Below are 19802 nucleotides of genomic sequence, written 5' to 3'. Positions count from 1 at the left end.
TTTTTCGCTTGTCTTTTCCATGGCCGACTGACGATAATGTAATATCCGTTCCGTTTCATGGCCGGGCGATTTTGTTGAGATCGCGGCCAAGGGAGGATTACGGAAAGAAGCCTGTCAAGCGTCGGCCGTGGTGATTTTTCGCCACTGCCGCAAGTCCGTTATCCTGCTGAACCAGTGGGTACGGGCAGGAGGTCGAAAAACAGATGTTTTCGGCCTCCTGCCGTTCGATTTTCATCTGAACCTCAAACAACGCAGGGGGAAAACCATGGGAAAATGGAAAATACTGTTGTGTCTGCTCTGTATCGGCCTGCTCGCGGCCTGTGGAACGAAACACGCGGATCTGCCCTTTGACGGCGGCGATCTTTCCGCCAAGCTCGGACAGGGGTATGTCCAGAAGGTGGACACCGCCTTCTTTGTCCTGGACGCTTCTTCTTCCATGTTTGACGACCATGAGGGGGTTCAGAAATTCAGCGCCGCCAAAAATCTTCTTTTGCGGATGAACGCAGCCATTGCCGGTCTCAAGCTTGACGCCGGCCTCCAGGTGTTCGGCCCGCGGGGCAGCGAGCTGATCTACGGAGTCAAGCCCTATGATTCCTCGGAATTCGCCGCGGCTGCCGCCGCCGTTGGCCTGGGTGGACTCACCCCCATGTCCAGGGCGCTGAACGACAGCGTCGAGGCCCTGCGGGACAGCAAGGGCCGGATCGCCGTGATTGTGCTCAGCGACGGCCTCAGCACCAGCGCGACTGATCCGGTCCAGGCGGCGGCGGAGTTGAAAAAGGCCTATGGCGAAAGGATCTGCATCCATACCGTTCTCATCGGCAATGATCCGAAAGGCAAGGCGACCATGGAAGCCATCGCCCAGGCCGGCGGCTGCGGTTTTGCGACCACCGCCTCTTCCCTTGCTTCGGGTGCCGAACTGGCCGGCTTTCTGGAAAAGGTCTTCCTGGAAAAAGCTCCGCTCGCGGCGATGAAACCGGCCCCGGTTGCCAAGCCCGTTCCCACGGAGCGCATCATCCTGCGCGGGATTAATTTCGATTTCGACCAGGCGGTGATCAAGCCGGAGTTCATGCCGGTGCTCGATGTGGCCGTGGGGATCCTGAAGGGGCGTCCCGATCTCAAGGTGGTGGCCGAGGGACATACCTGTGACCTGGGCTCCGACGCATACAACCAGAGGCTTTCCGAACGCCGGGCCCGCGCCGTCTACGACTATCTGGTGCGAAATGGCGTCAATGCCGCCAGCCTCAGCACCGTCGGGCATGGCGAAACCCAGCCCATGGCGGACAACAAGGCGCCAGGCGGCCGCGAGCTGAACCGGCGGGTGGAGTTCAAGGTCGTTCAGTGAGCCGAGGTATTGCTGTGCCAGGAAGTGGTCGGGCGGCACGAGCCGCCCGGCCTCTCCGTTTTCTGCCAAGGAGAGACGGGCATGAAAGGTTTTTGTGATCTGCTTCCGGAAAGGCGGGTTCTTCTCCCCCTTCTTTTTTTCGCGTTTCTCCTCCTGGCGCCGCTCTTCTGCGCGTCAGCGGGCCGCGCCGCCGAAGAAAAATCCCCACCGCCGGACATCATGGCCAGCTTCGAGGCGTTCAGCAAAAGCTGGATGTCCAGGCTCGATCAGGTTTCCCGGCGGAACAGCCTGATTGCGAAACCGGAGGCGGTGGCCAGCGGGCGTTTGCGCGGGCGCTATCTCTGTTACGGCCCCGACTGCGAGCGGGAAGTTCGCGGCACCGGCTCCAAGGCCACCCCCTATGTGGGGATCATCCGTTATGTGCAGAGGGAGATGGAAAAGGAGGGGAAGACCCTGCAGGAAATGCGGGAACATCCCGGCGTCGCCACCGGCGAAACCAAGGTCACTGAAATTTTCCGATACACCGGCGGCCGCTGGGTATATTGAATGCATCCCCCTCCAGCGGCCATTGTTCCTGAAGATGTGCGGAGGCCGGCGAAAAATGGCCGGCTGGGACGGCGGGCTGGCAAGATTTTTTCGCTGCGACAATGGGTTGCGAATCATCTTCTTCGTCAGGATTGCAGGAGCCTTGACAAGGTGGTATAGTTGCCGGCGATTGAAGGCCGTCTTGTGCATGGTGCCGGGGCGATTTCCTGTAATCCTATTGTGAAGAGAAAAAAAGATGATGAAGAGAATGGGAATTTTGGCGTTTTGCGTGATTTCCTCGTTTTCCGCTCCGGCAATGGCCGGCGATATTGATGGTAAGGCCGTGCTCGGCGGCGCGGTTGGCGGCGCGGCGGGCGCCGCGATTGGTTCCGCCATCGGCGGCAAGGAGGGCGCCATGATCGGCGCCGGTTTGGGCGGTGTCACAGGCGTTGCCGTGGCCACCTCGGACAAAAAAGAGCCGGAAGTTGTTCATGTGAAGGAAAAGGTGGTGTATGTCCATGAGGATGAGCACCATGACAACGGCCTGCACCGCGGGCATCGCAAGCGGAAAGGACATGGCCACGATTGAGGATTGACCGCGGTCATTTTCTCATCAACCAAGGGCGCCCAGCGGGCGCCCTTTTTTTGTCCGAGGCTGCTACCGCATGGTAACGTTCGGAACGGCTTGACCGCTACCGTATGGTAACAGTATGATGGGCCATGGCTGGAGAGGAAAGAAAAAACAGCGCAGATACAGGATGTTGTCAGGGAGGGTTGGCGGGAATGGATCGTGCATCGGAAAAACAGAAGCGCAAGGTGGGGTGGCCGGGCGCGATGCAGGGTCTTTTCCGAGAGCAACCTGGAGCGGCTATGAATCTCAGAAGCAAGTTTATCATCCTCATCGGTCTGGTGGTCGTCATCTCCTACGGCATCACCTTTTACCGCACGTCTCAGTTTCAGCATGAACTGGTTCTGGAGCAGGCGGCCCGCCAGGCGAGAATGCTCCATAAACAGGTGCTGATGACCAGGAAGTGGGTGGCTGAGCACAATGGGCTTTTCTTCCTCCGCCAGCCCGGGGTGGAACCGAATCCCTGGCTGGCGGAGGCTGAAGTGGTCGATGCCGCTGGTCGCCGCTACGTCAAGCGTAATCCGGCCATGGTGACCAGGGAGCTTTCCGAGTATGCGGCAGAGGAGGGTTTTTGCCGGTACCGGGTCACAACCCTCAAGGCGATCAATCCGGCCAACGACCCCGACCCCTGGGAGCGCAGCAGCCTGCTCAAGTTTGAACAGGGGGTGCCGGAGGTGCTCGATATCACCCGGGAAGGGGATGTGCACTATCTGCGCTACATCGCGCCCCTGCTGGTGGAGGAGTCCTGTCTGGAGTGCCACGCCCACCAGGGCTATAAGGTCGGGGACATCCGCGGCGGCCTCAGTGTAAGCATCCCCATTGACTGGGCCTTTGCCAACATCGGCAAAAACAACCGGATGCTGCTCTTCATTGGGGTTGTGACCATCCTGCTCGTGGGGATCACAATCTATTTGATGATTGACGGTCTGGTGGTTCGCCGCCTTTCCTTTCTTGCTAGGGCCATGGATCAGTTCCCGGAAAAATCGCCTTCTCCGGCCGAGCTGCCCGCGGGCAACGATGAAATCGGCCGCCTGGCCGGGAAATTCCAGGATCTCTGCCGGCGGCTCGCCTTTTCCCAGGAGGAATTGGATCGTACCCGCCAGCAGGTATTCCAGACGGAGAAGCTGGCCGCCCTTGGCCGTCTGGCCGCGGGCGTCGCCCATGAGGTGAACAATCCCCTGGGCGGGATGCTGAACTGCGTGAAAAGCATGCGGGAGGCGCCGGACGACCTGGGCATGCATCAGCGCTATCTGGAGCTGATCGAAAAAGGGCTCAAGCGCATCGGCAACATTGTCCAGCAGCTTCTCAACTTCGGCCGGCGCGAACCCCTCAAGTATCGGCAGGCCTCCATCGACGAGTTGATCAGAGAGTCGTTTGTGCTCCTCGGCTATGCCCTGAAAAAAATCGAATTGAACCTTGATCTGGGTCTGAGCCGGCAATACCCGGTGGACACGGCGGCCCTGCAGCAGATCATCGTCAACATTTCCCTCAATGCCATTCAGGCCATGAAGGATGGGGGGAGTTTCACCGTGAAAACCCGGGAAGAGGGGGGCCGGGTTGTCTTGAGTTTTGCCGACACCGGCCAGGGCATCAGCGAAGAGCATCTTTCCCAGATTTTCGACCCCTTCTTCACCACCAAGGATGTGGGTGAAGGTACCGGCCTGGGGCTTTCTGTGACCTATGCCCTGGTGCAGGGACTGCATGGACATATTTCCGTGACCAGCAAGAAAGGGCAAGGCAGCTGTTTCCGGGTGGAGCTGCCGGTGCAGGTAAATAACGGGACGGAATAGAATGGGTTGTCCCGGAAAGGCCGCACTGCCCGCGGTAGGCAAAAGCACCCACCGGCCGACCTTGCCTGATAACCAACTCACATCGGAACTTCATATGGATGCCATGAGGATTCTTCTTGCCGAGGATGACGAGATAATGCGGGTGACCCTTTCGGACCGGCTGGCCAAAAACGGCTGGCAGGTCGATGAGGCGGAGGACGGCAGGATCGCCCTGCAAAAAATGCGGGCCAACCGCTACCATCTGGTGATTTCAGACATCCGCATGCCCCATGTCAGCGGCCTGGAACTGCTGGAGGAACGTCTTCAGCAGGCGCCCAACACCGACATCATCTTCATGACCGCCTACGGCAGCGTCGAGGATGCGGTGGCCTGCCTGAAAAAGGGGGCCACCGACTACCTGCTCAAGCCCTTTGACATGGATGACCTGATCATCAGGGTCAGGCGCCTTGCCAAGGCAAGAACCCTCAAGGCCCGCTATATCTCCATGGAGGACTGCTGCCGGCGTTTTCGGATGCCCATCGTCGGCGGCAGCAGGGTGATGCAGGATCTTCTCGCCATGATCGGGCAGGTGGCTAAATCGGATGCCACGGTTCTGATCACCGGCGAGTCGGGCACCGGCAAGGAGTTGGTGGCCTCGGCCATCCATTACGGCAGCGGCCGGGCCAACGGCCCGTATGTGCGGATCAACTGCGCGGCCATCCCCGAAGGCCTGATCGAATCCGAGCTTTTTGGCCATGAAAAGGGGGCCTTCACCGGGGCCGAGGCCAGAAAGATCGGCCGTTTTGAAATGGCGGACGGCGGCACCCTGCTCCTGGACGAAGTGGGCGAATTGCCTCTCCATCTGCAGGCCAAACTGCTGCGGGTTTTGCAGGAACGGGAAATCGAGCGGGTGGGCGGGGCCAAGAGCATCCGGGTCGATGTCCGCATTCTCTGCGCCACCGCGAAAAACTTGAGCGAGGAGGTGAGGAAGGGCAGCTTCCGGGAAGACCTTTTCTACCGGTTGCAGGTGATCCCCATCGTCGTGCCGCCGCTGCGGGAACGCAGGGAGGATATCCCGGCGCTGTGCGCGCATTTCCTGAACGAGCTTGGCCAGGAGCGGGGCCGGCCCTTGAGTATTTCCGAGGATGCCATGGCCCTGCTCATGTCCTACCGGTATCCCGGCAACATCCGGGAGCTGCGCAACATCATCGAGCGGTTGCTGGTGCTCAACCCCTCCGATGTGGTGGAGTCCTGGAATCTGCCTCCGGATATCAGCGGCGAGGCCGCCGGCGGATCTTCGGAATGCCTGTCGCTTGCCGAGGCGGTTTCCCAGGCGGAGCGCGCCTGTATCCTGCGGGCGCTTCGGAAAACCGGGGGCAAGAAGACCGAGGCGGCGGATCTCCTTGGTATCAGCCGCAAGAATCTCTGGGAGAAGATGAAGCTCCATCAGCTCTCCCCCTGAGCTTTTCGTGGCTGGATGTCCGCGGGATGAATATTCCCCTCTGGTGAACCTCCCTTGCGGCGGGATGATAAATTGGGCTGCGGTTTTTTGTCCTGCCCGCGCTCTTGGCTTTTGTAGCCTGGAGATTTTGGCTACACTTTAAATGGAATCGCGCGACGGGCGATGGGAAAGAAAACGCTTTTTCCCGGCGCCGCGGCCCGAATATGCGGAATAACAATCTTTGCCTTGAGGGCTGGGCGGCCACAATCCTTCATGAAAATCGGCCAGAAAATCATCGCCGGCTTTATGCTGATCACCACGGTCTCCATAACCGCCGGCGCCATTGGCGTGTATGTCTCCTCCTTTCTCAGGGAGCATTATGCCAGAACCGTTGATCAGGAGATCCCGCTCATTGAAGCGCTTGAAGAGATGAAGCACGCCGGGTTGCGGATTGTTTCCTCGACCATGGAGTACAGCTTCATCAAGTCCCACGTCGGCGGGGGTACGCGGGAGGTGGCCGAAGAGGCGGCCCAGGAGGAGATCCGGCTGACCGCGGAGGGGATTGCGGCCTATGAAGAGGCCCTGCGGCGGCTGGGTATGCTGATTTCCCGGTATTATCCGGAAAAGCGGGAGCTGGTCGCCGGGATCGAAGGGGCCGGTCAGGAGTTGGTTGCGGCGAGCAATCTGCTTGTCGCCCTGATCAGGGGCGGGGGCGGCGACGAGGAGTCCATAGCGCTTAAAGAGGAGTTCGAGGAGAAGGAGAAGCGTTATCTGGCCGTTGTCGCAAATGCTCTGGCCCAGGAAGAAGCGGTATTGCAGGACAGGAAAGGAGCGCTGCACGCTTCCATCGACAACGCCATCGCCGCCATTGTCGGGATCGCGCTGGTCACCGCCCTGGCCTCCCTGCTCATCGGTGTCCTCATCTCCCGGTCCATCGCCAGGCCGCTGGCTGCCCTGCAGACTGCCGCCAGCGATATTGCCCAGGGGGCTTTCGCCTCCCGGGTTCCGGTGCAGGCCGCCGACGAGGTCGGCCGGCTGGCGGTCGCCTTCAATACCATGGCGGAAAGTCTGGCGGCGGCAAGGGAGCGGGAGGCGCAGCGCATCCGGGAACTGGCGGCCACGGTGGAGAGGCTGGACCAGGAGATCGTGAGCCGGCAGCGAGCCCAGGAGGAAAAAGAGAAGCTTGCCAAAGAACTGCGCGAGGCCCAGAAGATGGAGGCCATTGCCACCATGGCCGGCGGGGTCGCCCACGAGTTCAACAATATTCTCGCCGTGATCCTTGGGTATGCCGAGTTGCTGCGGCATGAATTGCCGCAAGGGACGGCGCTGCAGCCGGATATCGATGAAATTGTCAAAGCGGCGGCCAGGGCCAAGGAGCTGGTGCTGCAGCTTCTCTCCTTCAGCCGGCACATGGAGCAGAGGCGGTTGCCCGTGGACGTCATTCCCTTTATCAGGGAGGCCTTGCAGATATTTAAAAACTCGGTGTCGCCGGCGGTGGAGATCAGGGAGAGAATCGGGGTGGAGCATGCTCTGGTGCTGGCAAATGGCGGCCAGATCCAGCAAGTGCTGGTGAACCTCTGCCGGAACGCGGTGCAGGCCATGGATGGCCAGGGCCGCATCGATGTCCTTGTGGAAAAAACGGAAATCGCGCCGGGACAGGCGGGCAGCAAGGTTGCGCCGGGTGGCTATCTCAAGCTCGCGGTGCGTGATACCGGCCGCGGCATGGCCAGGGAGATTCAGGAGCGGATCTTTGATCCCTTTTTCACCACCAGGGAGGTGGGGCAGGGAGCCGGCCTGGGGCTTTCCGTCGCCCACGGCATCGTTTCCGGCCATGGCGGCGAGATCCGGGTGGAAAGCGAGCCCGGGCAGGGCGCCATCTTTACCGTCCTGCTGCCCCTGCTCGAAGGCGCGCCGCCCGATGAGGAGCTGTCTGGATAGGGCGGGGAATGTCGGCCCATGGCGGGTCCGGCCGCAGGCAGTGGGTACTGCCCCTTGGGGAGTTGTCCGGCCTTATTCGCCAAAATCGAAGAGATTCCGCTGACGGGGATCCTTGCCGGCGTCCTGCGCCGGTCCGGAAGGGCCTGCATCCGCTCCTCCGTGTCCTTTCACAAAGAGAAAGCGTTCCAGGTTGCGCTGGTAGTCGGTCCACTGGTACTGATCGCCGGCAAGCCGTTCCGCCAGGCGGCCCATGTAGTTCACCTTCGCGTCGAGATCATCCAGAAAGTTCAGGACAAAGGCCTCGGTCATCATGGGCAGGGCAGGTGCCCCGAATTCGTGACGGCCATGGTGGCTCAGGACGAGATGCTTGAGCTGCACGGCAAGCGCTTCGGGAAAGCCGCGGATTTCGGCGATCTTCTCCTGGATCATCTCAACCCCCAGGACCATATGGCCCACCAGGCGGCCGCGGTCGCTGTAGTCAAAGGGGAAAGTGGAAAAATCAAACTCCCTGAGCTTGCCGATGTCGTGGAGCAGGGCGCCGGCAATGAGCAGGGAGCGGTCCAGATTGGTATAGAGGGGGCAGATCTGGGCAGCCAGGCGGGCAACGGCCAGGGTATGCTCAAGCAAGCCGCCCAGGCAGGCGTGGTGCATCATCTTGGCTGCCGGCGCTTTTTTGAAGGCGGCCATGAGCTTGCGGTCGCCGAAGATGGTGAGCAGCAATTCCTTGAGGAAGGGATTTTCCACGCTGCCGGCAAGTTTGAGGAGTTCCTTGGCCATGAGCCTGACATCGCCCTGCGTGCTCGGCACGAAACGGGAAAGATCCACCTCGCTTTCCGGCACCCGGCTGATGTTGTCGAGCCTGAGCTGGAGAATATTGCGGTAGGCCTGGGCCTGGCCGCTCACGGCCACCACCGCCCCCGCCGGGGCCTCGGCCATGAGTTCGTCGGCGTTGTCCCAGACCCGGCCGGAAATCTCGCCGGTGGCATCCATCAGCACCAGGCTCAGATAGGGCTTGCCCGCCTTGGTCTCCCCCCGGTTCATCTCTTTGACCAGAAAGGTGCCCTGGACAGGTTGGCCGTCTTTGATGGTTTTTATGGATATGCTTTGCGCGCGCATGGATGTCTTTTGCTGTTTCTTGCGTGAAAAGGAAAACGGAATTTCTTCAGGGTCCCGCCCCGTTCGTGGGGGCAAGGGCATTATACTCAAAAGGAGAAAATTTGAAACGTGAACCTTGCGTGATTTTCCGCCCGGGTGCTGACCGGGATTATCCGCCGCATCCCTTGGGGGGATCGGGGCGTTCTTTTTTTCTTGACGGCGGCTGCTTCCAGAGCAATAATGTTCTAAAAAATAGAACGTTATTGCCCGTATGAAATCACTCTTTTCCGGCCTCATCACCTCCAAGACCCGCATCCAGATTCTGATGCGCCTTTTTCTCAACCCAACCCAGCAGGCCCACCTGCGCGGGCTTGCCGATGAGCTTACCCTGGCGCCCAGCCAGGTCCGCGAGGAGTTGCGGCAACTGAGCGACGCCGGCCTGCTCACCAGCAGCAAAAACGGGCGCCAGGTCAACTATCGCGCCAACGAGGAGCACCCCTTGTTTCCCGAGCTGCAATCCATGGTGAAGAAGGCCCTGGGCATGGATCATATTCTGGAAAGCATCGTCGCGCGACTGGGTGAGGTGCGGATCGCCATGCTCCTTGATGATTACGCCATCGGCAGGGATACAGGACTTGTCGATCTCCTGCTTGTCGGCAATATCAACCAGGAAAACCTGGCGGATCTGACCCGGAAGGCCGAGCGCTATGTCGAGCGGAAAATCAGAACATTGGTGCTTTCCGAGGCGGAATACGGCAGGTTCAAGCCGGCGCTGGCCTCGCGGCCGCAGCTTGTTTTGTGGAGGCACGGCGCGGATGCCGACTGACAGCGCAAAGTCATCCGAATTGATCATCGAGGCCCGGAGGCCTGCCCGCCAGTACTGGCAGGATATCTGGCGCTTTCGGGAACTTTTTTATGTCCTTAGTTGGCGCGATATCAATGTGCGCTACAAACAGACCGTCATCGGCATTGCCTGGGCCGTGTTGCGGCCTCTCTTGACCATGATCGTCTTCACGGTGGTTTTCGGGAAAATCGCCGGGCTGCCGAGCGAGGGGAACGCCCCCTATGCCATCATGGTTTTCGCCGCCCTGCTGCCCTGGCAGTTTTTCGCCAGTTCCCTCACCGGCTGCAGCAACAGTCTGATCAGCAATACCAGCCTGATCACCAAGGTCTATTTTCCCAGGCTGATTATCCCGGCCAGCACGGTTGTCACCAATCTGGTCGATTTTCTGCTTTCATTCGCCATCCTCCTCGTTTTGATGATGTATTACAACTTCGCTCCCGGCTGGAATCTTCTCTGGTTGCCGCTCTTTTCCCTGCTGGCCTTCCTGGCCTCCTTCGGCCTCGGCCTTCTCCTCACCGCCCTGAATGTGAAGTACAGGGATTTTCGCATCATCGTCCCCTTTCTTGTTCAGTTCGGGCTGTACGTTTCTCCGGTGGGCTTCAGCAGCAGCGTCATTCCCGAGAGCTATCGCCTGCTCTACTCCCTGAACCCCATGGTCGGGGTCATCGACGGTTTCCGCTGGGCCATCCTGGGCAGGGACCTGAAGATGTACTGGCCCGGTTTTGGAATTTCCCTGCTGGCAACCCTGTTCTTTTTGGCAATCGGTTTTCGCTATTTCCGGAGCGTGGAAAGGGCGTTTGCCGATATCATTTAGGTGCTGCCCCATGAGTGAAACCGTCATCAGAGCCGAAGGCCTGGGCAAGCGTTATCTGATCGGCCACCAGCAGCGCGCCCCCTATGTGGCCCTGCGGGACGTGCTCGCCGACGGCGTCAGGCAGTGGTGGGCGCGGCTGCGCAATCCGCAATTCGGTTCTGGGGACACGCTCGAAGAGTTCTGGGCGCTTCGGGATGTGGATTTCGAGGTGAAACAGGGCGAGCGGATCGGCATCATCGGCAGAAACGGCGCCGGCAAGTCCACGCTGTTGAAAATACTTTCGCGCATTGTCGAGCCGACAACGGGCAAGGCGACTATCCGGGGCCGGGTCGTCAGCCTCCTTGAGGTCGGAACCGGTTTTCATCCGGAGCTGACCGGCAGGGAGAACATTTTTCTAAACGGCGCCATCCTGGGCATGGGCCGGCAGGAGACCAGAAGGAAGTTCGACGAGATCGTCGCTTTCGCCGAGGTGGAAAAATTTCTTGATACCCCGGTGAAACGTTACTCTTCCGGCATGTACGTGCGCCTTGCCTTTGCCGTCGCCGCCCATCTGGAGCCGGAAATCCTCATTGTCGACGAGGTGCTCGCCGTGGGCGACGCCCAATTTCAGAAGAAGTGCCTGGGCAAGATGGCCGAGGTGGGCAGGGAGGGACGGACGGTCTTGTTTGTGAGCCATAATATGCAGGCCATCCGCCAGTTTTGCAATCGTGCCATGTTGCTGCAGGCAGGAAGGGTCGCGGCTGACGCTGGAACTTCCGGGGTCATTACCCGCTACCTGCAGGATCACAGATGGAGGGAAGAAGGGGAATGTCTTGAAGATATTATCAAAAATCTCCCTGCCGACCAGGCCTTCCGGCTTGATGGTGTAAGGCTGACCCAGGAAGGTCAGGTGATAGCTTCGCGGGTGGAAAGCGGTAAGCCGCTGGAGGTGGAACTAAGTTATAGCGTACTCGAACGGATAAAAGGACTCCGGGTGTATTTCGACCTCTGCGATGCGCAGGATACCCTCCTGTTTCGCAGCTTTCATGATGAAGACAATGACGGCATTCCTGTTGTGGAGCCGGGATGCTATGTGTCCCGGGCCTCCATACCCGCAAACCTCCTGGGGCCATTACGGTATGAACTTCGGGTCGGCGCGGGGATTTTCAATGTGCGTAATTGTCTACCGCCCATGGCGGTCAGACTCCCTCTCGATATAGTGCTCACCGGGAAATATAACAGGGCGTATCTGGGGGATACCTTCCGGGGCAAATTTGCTTTGGCTTTGTGCTGGGCAACCGCAAGGAAAGAACAGGCATGTTGAGAAACGTTTCACGCATGCTTTGCGCCACCATAAGAAAAGCAGGCAACGGACTGCTTGAATTTGCCCGTTGGCTGCACGGGAAAGCGACCAGATCCACGCTTATCCGGAAAGGAAAAGAGAGAAGTTTATACAGAACAGCGAGCGGTGATTATTTCTGGCTGAATACGACAGGGTATGTGGACCGATGCATAAGGGAAGCCGGGATTTTTGAGCCCCTGTCGACCCGGGTTGTGAGGCAGCTTGTGAAGCCGGGTGATGTTGTGTTGGATGTGGGCGCAAACATAGGATATTACACGGTTCTGCTCTCAAAACTTGTCGGGGGGCAGGGCAAGGTTATCTGCTTTGAGCCGACAAAACATTACGGGAGTGTGCTGGAAAAGAACATCCAGGCAAATGGCTTGAGGAATATTGAGCTTCTCAGGGTTGGGCTTTCGGATAAGCAGCAGGAGATGGACATTCAGATTGGAGAGCATTCCGCGACGCTGCATGTGCCAGGAAACAAAAAGCTGAATTTTTCCGAAAAAATTCAGCTGATACCCCTTGATGCATATCTCGGCAGCCATCCTCTTCCCAGGCTTGATTTTATCAAAATAGATGTCGATGGTCATGAACCTCTATTTCTTGAAGGGGCAAAGGAAGCGCTGCAGAGGCATGAGCCGATAATTCTCCTTGAGATAAGCCATATGCATTATCTTAATGCCGGGTATAATGCCTGGGATTTTTATAAGTTGCTGAAAAATCAAGGATATTACATCTATCACGAGCAAGGCCTGGTCGAACTGCGCAATCTGGAAGAGTTCCTGGTGAAGTGCGGCAATTTCGCCTATAGCGCTAATATCGTGCTTTCAAAAAGAAGGTTGGAGTTTGCTTCCGAGGATGGGGCTTAGGAATGGGTTTTCGGTTTTTTTCATCGCTGAAAGGATATCCCTGTCTTGAGGCCAACGTGCTGGAGGTAAGAACCCTCGGTCATCTCAAGAAAGCCATGGGGTGGTCGGTTGATCCTGTCATTGCCGACAGCTCGCTCAGGGAGTTCCATTACCTGGAAGACCTCAACGACCGGCGCCTGCGCGATGCGGAAGTCGTCGCGTCCGCCTGCTGCAACGGCAATCCTGAAATCATCCTTGAGATCGGGACCGCGCATGGACGGACAACGGCATTGATGGCCCAAAACGCTCCTGCCGCAACGGTGTATACCGTAAATATTCCGCCGGAAGAGATCCTCGAAGGGGGCAAAAACGTGACCTTTGCCCCCTCGCGGTCTGAAATCGGGAGCTACTACCGGGAACAGGGCTGTGCCAACATCAAGCAGATTCTGGCCAACACCAGAGACTGGGAGCCGGACTTCGGACCCATTGACGTGGCGTACATCGACGGCTGCCATGACGCTGATTTTGTTTATAACGATACCAGGAAGATCCTCTCTCGATGCAGGCCGGGCAGCATAATCCTGTGGCATGATTTCAATCCGAAACTTGCAAAGGTCTATCCCTGGATAGGGTATGTCTGTCAGGGGGTGGAGAGGCTTTTCCGGAAGGGAGTGCTGCGGGGCAAGATCCTTTGCCTGCAGGATTCCTGGGTTGGCCTCTATCAGGTGCCAATAAACTGATTTACCCTTATTCCTGGGCGAGAGGCTGAAAAGAGCATGGCCCTCAAACGTCTGTACGCCAATCTGAAGCGAACCTGTGCAACTGCTCGACTGCAGTCGGATGTCGGGCTGGTGCTGGATTGGCATTTTCACTCCCGGCGCAAATGGGTTTCCGCCCTTACCTATTTTCTTGCTGAGGAGATCATCAAGACGTTTCAGCCGATCATAATCTCTTCCCAGCTTGATTACGAGCTGAACAAAAGGCGCCTTCGCTACATCATTTCCATGGAACCGGGCTGGGCCGCGCCGAGGATCAGGTATGACTCCTCGCGGGAACCCGTGAAGGCGGTGTTTTACAGCGACCCACACAACGACACGGCAAGAAGGGAAAAATATTTTTTTGACAATAACTTCAACTACGTTTTCAGCTACTATTGCCACCCCTTCTTTTATCATTTCAAGGGGTTCCCGCAAGAGCGCTTCATCCATATGCCCTGGGCGGTTCCCGACAAGTTTGTCGCGCCGGATGTGACCTTTCATGGCAGCCGGGAGGTTTGCATCTTCGGCGGCCGAAAAAGCCCGGCCTATGATGTGAGAAACTGGTGCCGGCAGCAGTCCTGTGTGAGTGGCTATGATTTTTCCGGATGTGAGAACAAGGTCATGAGCGACCGGGCCTATTTCGAGTGGCTGGCCGGGTTCGATGCGGTGGTGGCGGCCGGCTCCTCTGATCCCAAATATGATCTGCTCACGCCCAAGTATTTCGAGATCGCCGCAGTGGGAGCGCTCCTGGTGGGGCAATATTGCAAGGACCTGCCACTGCTGGGCTTTACGGAAGAAAATATGCTCATGTTCGAGAAAGACAATTTTTGTAAGCAGGTGGCGCGATACCGGATGGCGCCGGAGGAGTATCTGGCCAAAAGGCGCGCCGGCCTTGCCCTGATTCGGGATCGCCACTGCATATCCCACCGTATTGCCAGAATACGGGAAGTTTTCGGCCTGGGCTGAGAAAAAGCCATGGAGCAGCTCTCGTTTGCAGGATACTCGACCTCCGGAGTGGATTGTTTCATCCGTACTAAGCCGTTGCGCTTCCCGGTCGGGCCGCCGGCCTATTATTTTCTGAGCAACGACGAGTTCGACCTTCGCGCCATCTCCAGGACAAGGGATGCCGTGTCGGTTGTCGGGGTGGCGAACCCGGATTTTTTTCAGGTTCTTTCAGGCGCAGCCAGCCGTGGGCTCAGGACGTCGCGTCTGGTTGCCTTTGATGTCAACCCGTGGCAGCTGGAGCATTTTCAGCGGCTGCTGCAACTTATCTGCAATGCGGCAAACAGGCAGGAGTTCCTGCGGCGGCTTTTCTGCATAGAGCTTTCGGGAAAAGCGATCGAAATTCTTCAGTCTTTTCATGCGAAAAAAGATCGCATCAGCGGAGGAAGAAAGGGGGCCGGGTTTGCCGAGGTGGAAAGGAGATTCTGGGAACAGGTTGCCTTTGATCCCGTTGCCTTTCAGGAGCAATACCGACTGCCGGCGGAAAAATTGGCCAACGGCCTGCTGATAACAAGCAGCACCATCGGCGATTTCGACCGGTACATCGCGACAGTTTTCACCACCGACAGGGAGGCGTACGACCATTGGCCGTTCAGTATCCGGTTCGGCCGGGGATTTCTCGCCGACGAAGAGAGCTTTGCGGCGCTGCGACAAATGTTGCGGCAAACCCCCTGCCATATTGTACAGGCTGATGCGGCCGAGCATCTGGATAGCCTGCTGCTGGCCATGCGCTATGAGCCGATTCTGCTCTGGGTGTCGAATGTCTTTACCGAATATTTTGTGGAAAAGCATCCGCCCCTGCGGGATGTCGCCGGCAGGATCACCGGCTATGGCGCCGGGTATGCGCGATTGCCGCAGATGGATATTGAGACGGTGGCTGACCTGCGCTGTCCCTCTCTGCTTACCGTGAAAAGAAGGGGGCGGCTGGGCCGCTGGCGCATGTCCTCCCATTACAAGGCCTTCAAGGTGTTGCGAAGATTTTTGCAGGGCGAGAGCGCGCTGGAGGTCGTCAATGTTCCGGCCTGGATACGGCAGGATGGCGGTACCTCCAAGCTGCCCTCATGCGAGTATGCCCTGCTGGACGAATTCGTGAAGGAAGATGCGGAGGAAAAACGCTATGGGGCGATTATTCTCCACATACTGATAGGGAACCATGCCGACAGGACGATTTTTCTCAAGGCCTTCAGCAAGGCGTCCCGCCTGGCCAGCAGGGTGCTGGTTCTGGAGCACAATGCGCACTCGCTTGATTTTGCCCTGAAACCGGTGCCGGATGCTAGCGATATTTTAAAGGCTCTGCCCCGGCCCGCAGAGATCATTGCCATTCCCGGCACCTGGTCACGAAGGCGCAATATGCTCTATCGTTACGAGTTTTGAGTTCGGCGGCCATGCACATCGCATATCTTTCACCCGAGTATCCGACCGCGGCCCAGCCGCACGGAGGCTTGGCCAACTATCTGCGCAAGGTGGGGAGCCTTCTTTGCCGGCGCGGCCACCGGGTTACCATTGTCTTTTCCCAGGAGCATGCCGCCTCGTGGGAAGAAGACGGCATGCGCATTCATGCGGTAAGCAAGGCGCTTCCGGCTTCGCTCAAAATGGTTCGCAGGTTTGGCGGGCTTGCCGTTTTTGCTGACCAGTATTTGACCACCGGGAAAATGGCCCGGCGGCTGTGGCAGGTGCATGCGCGGCAACCAGTTGATATTGTGCAGGTGTCCAGCTACATGGCGCCGGGTTGCACGCTGGTCGGAAACGGAAGGCTTCCGGTGGTGTGCAGGATTTCCAGCCATACGCCTTTGCTCCGTGCCGCCAGCGGCAAGGAGAAGGGGAGGTGGGATGGCTGGTCAGACCGGCTTGAAATGCGGCAAATTCTGCAAAGCGACGGTACTTTTGCGCCAAGCAGGTTCCTTGCCGATTTTTTTCAAAGGACAGAAGGGATCCAGCCAGAGGTCATCCCAAGCCCCTTGTTTTTAGAGAAGGTCGATACTGATCCGGAAGTGTATGCAGAGCGGTTGCAGGGTCGGCGCTACCTTCTTTTTTTCGGCAGGTTGAGCCGCGTGAAGGGCTGCGATCTTATCGGGGATATCCTGCCCGAGCTTTTGCAGAGACACGGCGACCTGGAGATGGTCTTTGTCGGCATGGATACCGGGTTGCCCAACGGGCAAAAGATGTCTCGATATCTCTTGGAGCAGGGTGCGGGATTTCACGAGAGGATCCATTTTTTCGATCCTCTGCCCAAAGAAAAGCTCTATCCCGTTATCGCCGGGAGCCTGGGTGTTATCCTGCCCTCCAGGGTGGACAACTATCCCAATGCCTGCCTTGAGGCCCTTTCCCTGGGCGTGCCGGTGATTGGCAGCAGGGATTCCAGCCTTGATGAGATCATCGTTGATGGGACAACGGGGTTTCTTTTTGCAAACGGGGATAGGCAGGATCTTTCAAGGGCGGTGGAAACACTGCTTGCCATGGACGAGACGGGCAGGCAGCGGGTGGGGCATAATATCAAAACGTATCTGCAAAAGATTGAACAAGAGGACCGCGTAGGACAGTTGCTCAACTATTATGAGGCCGTCAGGGCCGGATTTTTGACAAGAACGGCATGAAAACAGATCAACAGCAAAAAAGTCTGCTCTCAGTGGTGGTGTGCACCTTCAATCGTGCCCCCCTGCTCCGGCTGTGTCTGGAATCCCTCGTCAGCCAGCGCGTTGTACCGGATACTTACGAAGTTGTGGTTGTGGATAATAATTCCACAGATCTGACAAAGGAGGTTGCAGAAGAGTTTGCTGCAGCCAATGGAAATTTTCGGGTGGTTTTCGAACCGGAACAGGGGCTCAGTCATGCCAGAAACCGCGGGTGGCATGAGGCAAAAGGCGAATATGTCGCCTATGTCGATGATGACGCAAAGGCTTCTCCGCAATGGTGCGAGCGCATTCTGCAAGCCATTCATGATGTTAAACCAGCTCCTGTAGCATTGGGAGGTCCTGTTTTCCCGTGGTTTGATTTCACGCCGCCTGCTTGGTTTGATGGTGCTTTTGAGGTGCGGACCTTGGGGGAAAAAGAGAGATTTTTAGACGGGCCTGGGTTTTTCGGCGGAAATATGGTGATACGGAAAGAGGCTCTGGCCAGACATGGTGGCTTTTCCCCTGATTTCGGCATGAAGGGAGACCAACTGCGGATGGGGGAAGAGCGGGAACTGCTCTCTCGGATATATCAGGCAGAGCCCTGTTTTTGGTACGATCCCAAGATGTTGGTCGAGCACTACACCCCGCGGCAGAAAACCAAAATTTTCTATCGGATTTACCGGCAATGGCAGTGCGGCATGGCCGCAGGAAAAATTGAAGGGCAACGGTATGGTTTTTGGAAGTTTTCGTTGGCGAGCATGACTCACGTGCTTCTTGCAACGCGAGTTACAATTTATCGATGGGTGACAGAGGAGCAAAGATTTGTGACCTCTTTGGTAAAAGGTATGGAAGAATGCGCCTTTATGAGCGGCAAATTTTGGTTTTTTTACAAAAATAGGGTTTCCGGTGCGTAGTGTCGATATCTGCATCATAACCTTTAAAAGACCACAAAGCCTTGCCCGGCTCCTGGCGGGTCTTTCCCGTCTTACGCTGTCCCCTGAAGAGACGGTACGGATTATCGTGGTCGATAACGACAGGGAAGCCACGGCGCGCGTGGTTGTGGATCGGGCAAGGCGAAACATGGTCCTGCCGATCATCTATGACGTGGAGCCAATCCAGAATATTGCCCTGGCAAGGAACCGCGGCCTGGTCCATGTTCAAGCCGAGTTTGTCGCCTTCATCGATGATGACGAAGAGCCCTCGGCTCTGTGGTTGAAGGAGCTGTTGTCGTCCGCCTGCCGGTTCCAGGCGGACGTGGTGTTGGGTCCCGTCGTTTCTTGTTTCCCGGAGGATGTCGCCTCCTGGATAAAAGAAGGAGGATTTTTCGACCGGCAGCGATTTTTGACCGGAACCCCCCGGGATGACGGCGGCACGGGGAACGCCCTCATTCGAGCCGCGCTCTTCAAGGCGCTGGTGTTTCGGTTCGATCCCGAGTTCGGCCGAACCGGAGGTTCGGACAGTGAACTGCTGCATCGGCTCCATGTCGCGGGAAAAAAGATAATCTGGTGCGACGAGGCAGAGGTGCGGGAGTATATCGAGGCGGATCGCCTTTCCCTGTGCTGGCTTATGCGCCGGGCTTTTCGGTGCGGGCAGGGTTATTACCGCATCTTGGTCGCCGGGAAAAACCCCTGGTGGAAGGGGATGTGGTTTCTGGCGATGCTCAGGAATCTCCTGATTGCCCTGTTACGGCTTGTCGTTTCTCCATTTGCAGGCCAGGTTGCTGTAATATCCGCATTGCGCGGGCTTGCAAACCTGCTGGGCATGCTTTCCGCGCCGTGGGGCAGGTGGTTCAAGGAGTACGAATGACCATGGCCGGGCAGGAGCGTTTGCCGAAACTCACGGTTTTCATGCCGGTGTACAATACCGGCCCCTATCTGTCTGAGGCCATCGAGTCGGTGCTGGCGCAAACCTATGAGGATTTTGAATTCCTGATCATCGACGACGGCTCAACCGATGACTCCCTGGCGATCATCACACAATTCGCGGCTGCTGATAAACGGATCAGGGTGTACAGCCGGGGAAATAAAGGAAGGCCGGCTACCCGCAATGAAGGGTTGCTGATGGCCAGGGGAGAACTCCTTGCCCTGATGGATTCCGACGACCGAAGCGCGCCGGAGCGATTGGCGGAACAGGTACGCCTTCTGGAAGCCAACCCTGATTTCATTGCCTGCGGCACGGCAATGGAGTATTTCGGGGAAAAAACAGGTCGACAGCGCCCTCCTGTCGACCCTGATCTTGTCAACATTGCCATGCTTTTTACCCCGTCCATTTATAACGCCACCGCGCTGATGCGCAGAGAGCAGATCCTGCGCCATGACATTGCCTACCGGGAATCTGATCTGCAGGCGCAGGATTTCAGGTTCTGGAGCAGGGTTGCCGAAGTCGGCAGGATAACCAATATCAGCAAGGTGCTCTATTTTTACCGAGCCCATCCTGCCCAGGCAAGTCAGGCGCAACGGCAAAGCCAGTTGCAGATCCATAAAAACATCGTGGCGGAAAAGCTGAACCGGATAGGCCTCTCCTTGACGGAAGCGGAGCTCACGGCCTTTCTTCTTGACGAGCTGCGCGGCGACGATATCTCTGCCCGGGGCATGGTGCCGGCGGAGGGTATCGCCCTTGTCGTCGGGGTTTTCGGCAGGTTGCTTGCCTTGAATGCGGAAAAAAGGTTGTTTGATGGCGACAGGTTGCGATCCTATCTGTGTCGTAAATTAGAAAATATTTGCCTGCTCTTTGGTTTAGAAGGAGTACTGTGTGGGATTCGCATGCAAAGCAAGTTGATCCGGCTGCGATCCACTGTTGTTTTGTTTGCCAGATTGGTAAGCAGGTGGGCAAAGGGAATGCAAATTCCGAGGACGCCGAGGTGAG

The 19802-nt window shown here is 57.6% G+C and carries 18 protein-coding genes; 17 read left to right on the top strand and 1 reads right to left on the bottom strand.

Annotated features, from left to right (window positions below; genetic code table 11):
- Positions 1–265: 265 nt before the first annotated feature.
- From ACUUL3_RS13410 to ACUUL3_RS13385, 6 genes are all read left to right on the top strand, one after another.
- Positions 266–1342, top strand: a complete 1077-nt coding sequence (locus ACUUL3_RS13410; RefSeq protein ID WP_448552121.1) for an OmpA family protein — start codon at positions 266–268, stop codon at positions 1340–1342.
- Between the two features lie 81 nt (positions 1343–1423).
- Complete coding sequence (locus ACUUL3_RS13405) at positions 1424–1888, top strand: hypothetical protein (protein ID WP_448552119.1); 465 nt, start codon at positions 1424–1426, stop codon at positions 1886–1888.
- A gap of 235 nt (positions 1889–2123) precedes the next feature.
- Positions 2124–2456, top strand: a complete 333-nt coding sequence (locus ACUUL3_RS13400; RefSeq protein ID WP_448552117.1) for a hypothetical protein — start codon at positions 2124–2126, stop codon at positions 2454–2456.
- 281 nt (positions 2457–2737) lie between these two features.
- Positions 2738–4285, top strand: a complete 1548-nt coding sequence (locus ACUUL3_RS13395) for an ATP-binding protein (RefSeq protein ID WP_448552115.1) — start codon at positions 2738–2740, stop codon at positions 4283–4285.
- A gap of 103 nt (positions 4286–4388) precedes the next feature.
- A complete protein-coding gene (locus ACUUL3_RS13390; protein WP_448552113.1) occupies positions 4389–5726 on the top strand; it encodes a sigma-54-dependent transcriptional regulator in 1338 nt (445 codons plus the stop codon).
- A 252-nt stretch (positions 5727–5978) separates the two neighbouring features.
- On the top strand, positions 5979–7643 hold the full coding sequence (locus ACUUL3_RS13385) for a sensor histidine kinase (RefSeq protein WP_448552111.1): 1665 nt from the start codon (positions 5979–5981) through the stop codon (positions 7641–7643).
- 72 nt (positions 7644–7715) lie between these two features.
- Here the strand turns inward: ACUUL3_RS13385 and ACUUL3_RS13380 are convergent, their stop codons facing one another.
- Positions 7716–8759, bottom strand: a complete 1044-nt coding sequence (locus ACUUL3_RS13380) for a 3'-5' exoribonuclease YhaM family protein (RefSeq protein WP_448552109.1) — start codon at positions 8757–8759, stop codon at positions 7716–7718.
- 250 nt (positions 8760–9009) lie between these two features.
- Here ACUUL3_RS13380 and ACUUL3_RS13375 point away from each other — a divergent pair, with 250 nt between their 5' ends.
- From ACUUL3_RS13375 to ACUUL3_RS13325, 11 genes are read left to right on the top strand one after another with little or no spacing between them, the layout of a single operon-like run.
- Positions 9010–9564: a winged helix-turn-helix domain-containing protein gene (locus tag ACUUL3_RS13375; RefSeq protein ID WP_448552107.1), complete on the top strand. Its 555-nt coding sequence runs from the start codon at positions 9010–9012 to the stop codon at positions 9562–9564.
- Positions 9554–10396 (top strand): ABC transporter permease, encoded by an 843-nt coding sequence (locus tag ACUUL3_RS13370; RefSeq protein WP_448552105.1) that lies wholly within the window; start codon positions 9554–9556, stop codon positions 10394–10396. Before ACUUL3_RS13375 ends, ACUUL3_RS13370 begins: the two co-directional genes overlap by 11 nt.
- A 10-nt stretch (positions 10397–10406) precedes the next feature.
- Positions 10407–11699, top strand: a complete 1293-nt coding sequence (locus tag ACUUL3_RS13365) for an ABC transporter ATP-binding protein (RefSeq protein ID WP_448552103.1) — start codon at positions 10407–10409, stop codon at positions 11697–11699.
- Complete coding sequence (locus ACUUL3_RS13360; protein WP_448552101.1) at positions 11693–12586, top strand: FkbM family methyltransferase; 894 nt, start codon at positions 11693–11695, stop codon at positions 12584–12586. Before ACUUL3_RS13365 ends, ACUUL3_RS13360 begins: the two co-directional genes overlap by 7 nt.
- 2 nt (positions 12587–12588) lie before the next feature.
- Positions 12589–13305, top strand: coding sequence for a class I SAM-dependent methyltransferase (locus ACUUL3_RS13355; protein WP_448552100.1), 717 nt, complete (start codon positions 12589–12591; stop codon positions 13303–13305).
- A gap of 36 nt (positions 13306–13341) precedes the next feature.
- Entirely contained in the window at positions 13342–14289 is a 948-nt protein-coding gene (locus tag ACUUL3_RS13350) for a glycosyltransferase (protein ID WP_448552098.1), read from the top strand.
- A gap of 9 nt (positions 14290–14298) precedes the next feature.
- Positions 14299–15699: a hypothetical protein gene (locus ACUUL3_RS13345; protein WP_448552097.1), complete on the top strand. Its 1401-nt coding sequence runs from the start codon at positions 14299–14301 to the stop codon at positions 15697–15699.
- 11 nt (positions 15700–15710) lie between these two features.
- Positions 15711–16919, top strand: a complete 1209-nt coding sequence (locus ACUUL3_RS13340) for a glycosyltransferase family 4 protein (RefSeq protein ID WP_448552095.1) — start codon at positions 15711–15713, stop codon at positions 16917–16919.
- On the top strand, positions 16916–17851 hold the full coding sequence (locus ACUUL3_RS13335) for a glycosyltransferase family 2 protein (protein ID WP_448552093.1): 936 nt from the start codon (positions 16916–16918) through the stop codon (positions 17849–17851). The genes ACUUL3_RS13340 and ACUUL3_RS13335 overlap by 4 nt, the downstream gene beginning before the upstream one ends.
- The gene (locus ACUUL3_RS13330; RefSeq protein WP_448552091.1) at positions 17844–18743 is read left to right on the top strand and encodes a glycosyltransferase; all 900 of its coding nucleotides are present in this window, start codon (positions 17844–17846) and stop codon (positions 18741–18743) included. The genes ACUUL3_RS13335 and ACUUL3_RS13330 overlap by 8 nt, the downstream gene beginning before the upstream one ends.
- A complete protein-coding gene (locus tag ACUUL3_RS13325) occupies positions 18740–19801 on the top strand; it encodes a glycosyltransferase family 2 protein (RefSeq protein ID WP_448552089.1) in 1062 nt (353 codons plus the stop codon). Before ACUUL3_RS13330 ends, ACUUL3_RS13325 begins: the two co-directional genes overlap by 4 nt.
- The last annotated feature ends 1 nt before the right edge of the window (position 19802 follow it).

The organism is Thiovibrio sp. JS02 (genome assembly GCF_053485635.1).
Note: the sequence above shows the minus strand (reverse complement) of the source record. Positions and strands in the feature narration are given on the sequence as shown.

Excerpts from the sequence above, each read along its gene's own strand:
- ACUUL3_RS13410 (WP_448552121.1), top strand. The coding sequence starts at position 266 with ATGGGAAAATGGAAAATACTGTTGTGTCTGCTCTGTATCGGCCTGCTC.
- ACUUL3_RS13405 (WP_448552119.1), top strand. The coding sequence starts at position 1,424 with ATGAAAGGTTTTTGTGATCTGCTTCCGGAAAGGCGGGTTCTTCTCCCC.
- ACUUL3_RS13400 (WP_448552117.1), top strand. The coding sequence starts at position 2,124 with ATGATGAAGAGAATGGGAATTTTGGCGTTTTGCGTGATTTCCTCGTTT.
- ACUUL3_RS13395 (WP_448552115.1), top strand. The coding sequence starts at position 2,738 with ATGAATCTCAGAAGCAAGTTTATCATCCTCATCGGTCTGGTGGTCGTC.
- ACUUL3_RS13390 (WP_448552113.1), top strand. The coding sequence starts at position 4,389 with ATGAGGATTCTTCTTGCCGAGGATGACGAGATAATGCGGGTGACCCTT.
- ACUUL3_RS13385 (WP_448552111.1), top strand. The coding sequence starts at position 5,979 with ATGAAAATCGGCCAGAAAATCATCGCCGGCTTTATGCTGATCACCACG.
- ACUUL3_RS13380 (WP_448552109.1), bottom strand. The coding sequence starts at position 8,759 with ATGCGCGCGCAAAGCATATCCATAAAAACCATCAAAGACGGCCAACCT.
- ACUUL3_RS13375 (WP_448552107.1), top strand. The coding sequence starts at position 9,010 with ATGAAATCACTCTTTTCCGGCCTCATCACCTCCAAGACCCGCATCCAG.
- ACUUL3_RS13370 (WP_448552105.1), top strand. The coding sequence starts at position 9,554 with ATGCCGACTGACAGCGCAAAGTCATCCGAATTGATCATCGAGGCCCGG.
- ACUUL3_RS13365 (WP_448552103.1), top strand. The coding sequence starts at position 10,407 with ATGAGTGAAACCGTCATCAGAGCCGAAGGCCTGGGCAAGCGTTATCTG.
- ACUUL3_RS13360 (WP_448552101.1), top strand. The coding sequence starts at position 11,693 with ATGTTGAGAAACGTTTCACGCATGCTTTGCGCCACCATAAGAAAAGCA.
- ACUUL3_RS13355 (WP_448552100.1), top strand. The coding sequence starts at position 12,589 with ATGGGTTTTCGGTTTTTTTCATCGCTGAAAGGATATCCCTGTCTTGAG.
- ACUUL3_RS13350 (WP_448552098.1), top strand. The coding sequence starts at position 13,342 with ATGGCCCTCAAACGTCTGTACGCCAATCTGAAGCGAACCTGTGCAACT.
- ACUUL3_RS13345 (WP_448552097.1), top strand. The coding sequence starts at position 14,299 with ATGGAGCAGCTCTCGTTTGCAGGATACTCGACCTCCGGAGTGGATTGT.
- ACUUL3_RS13340 (WP_448552095.1), top strand. The coding sequence starts at position 15,711 with ATGCACATCGCATATCTTTCACCCGAGTATCCGACCGCGGCCCAGCCG.
- ACUUL3_RS13335 (WP_448552093.1), top strand. The coding sequence starts at position 16,916 with ATGAAAACAGATCAACAGCAAAAAAGTCTGCTCTCAGTGGTGGTGTGC.
- ACUUL3_RS13325 (WP_448552089.1), top strand. The coding sequence starts at position 18,740 with ATGACCATGGCCGGGCAGGAGCGTTTGCCGAAACTCACGGTTTTCATG.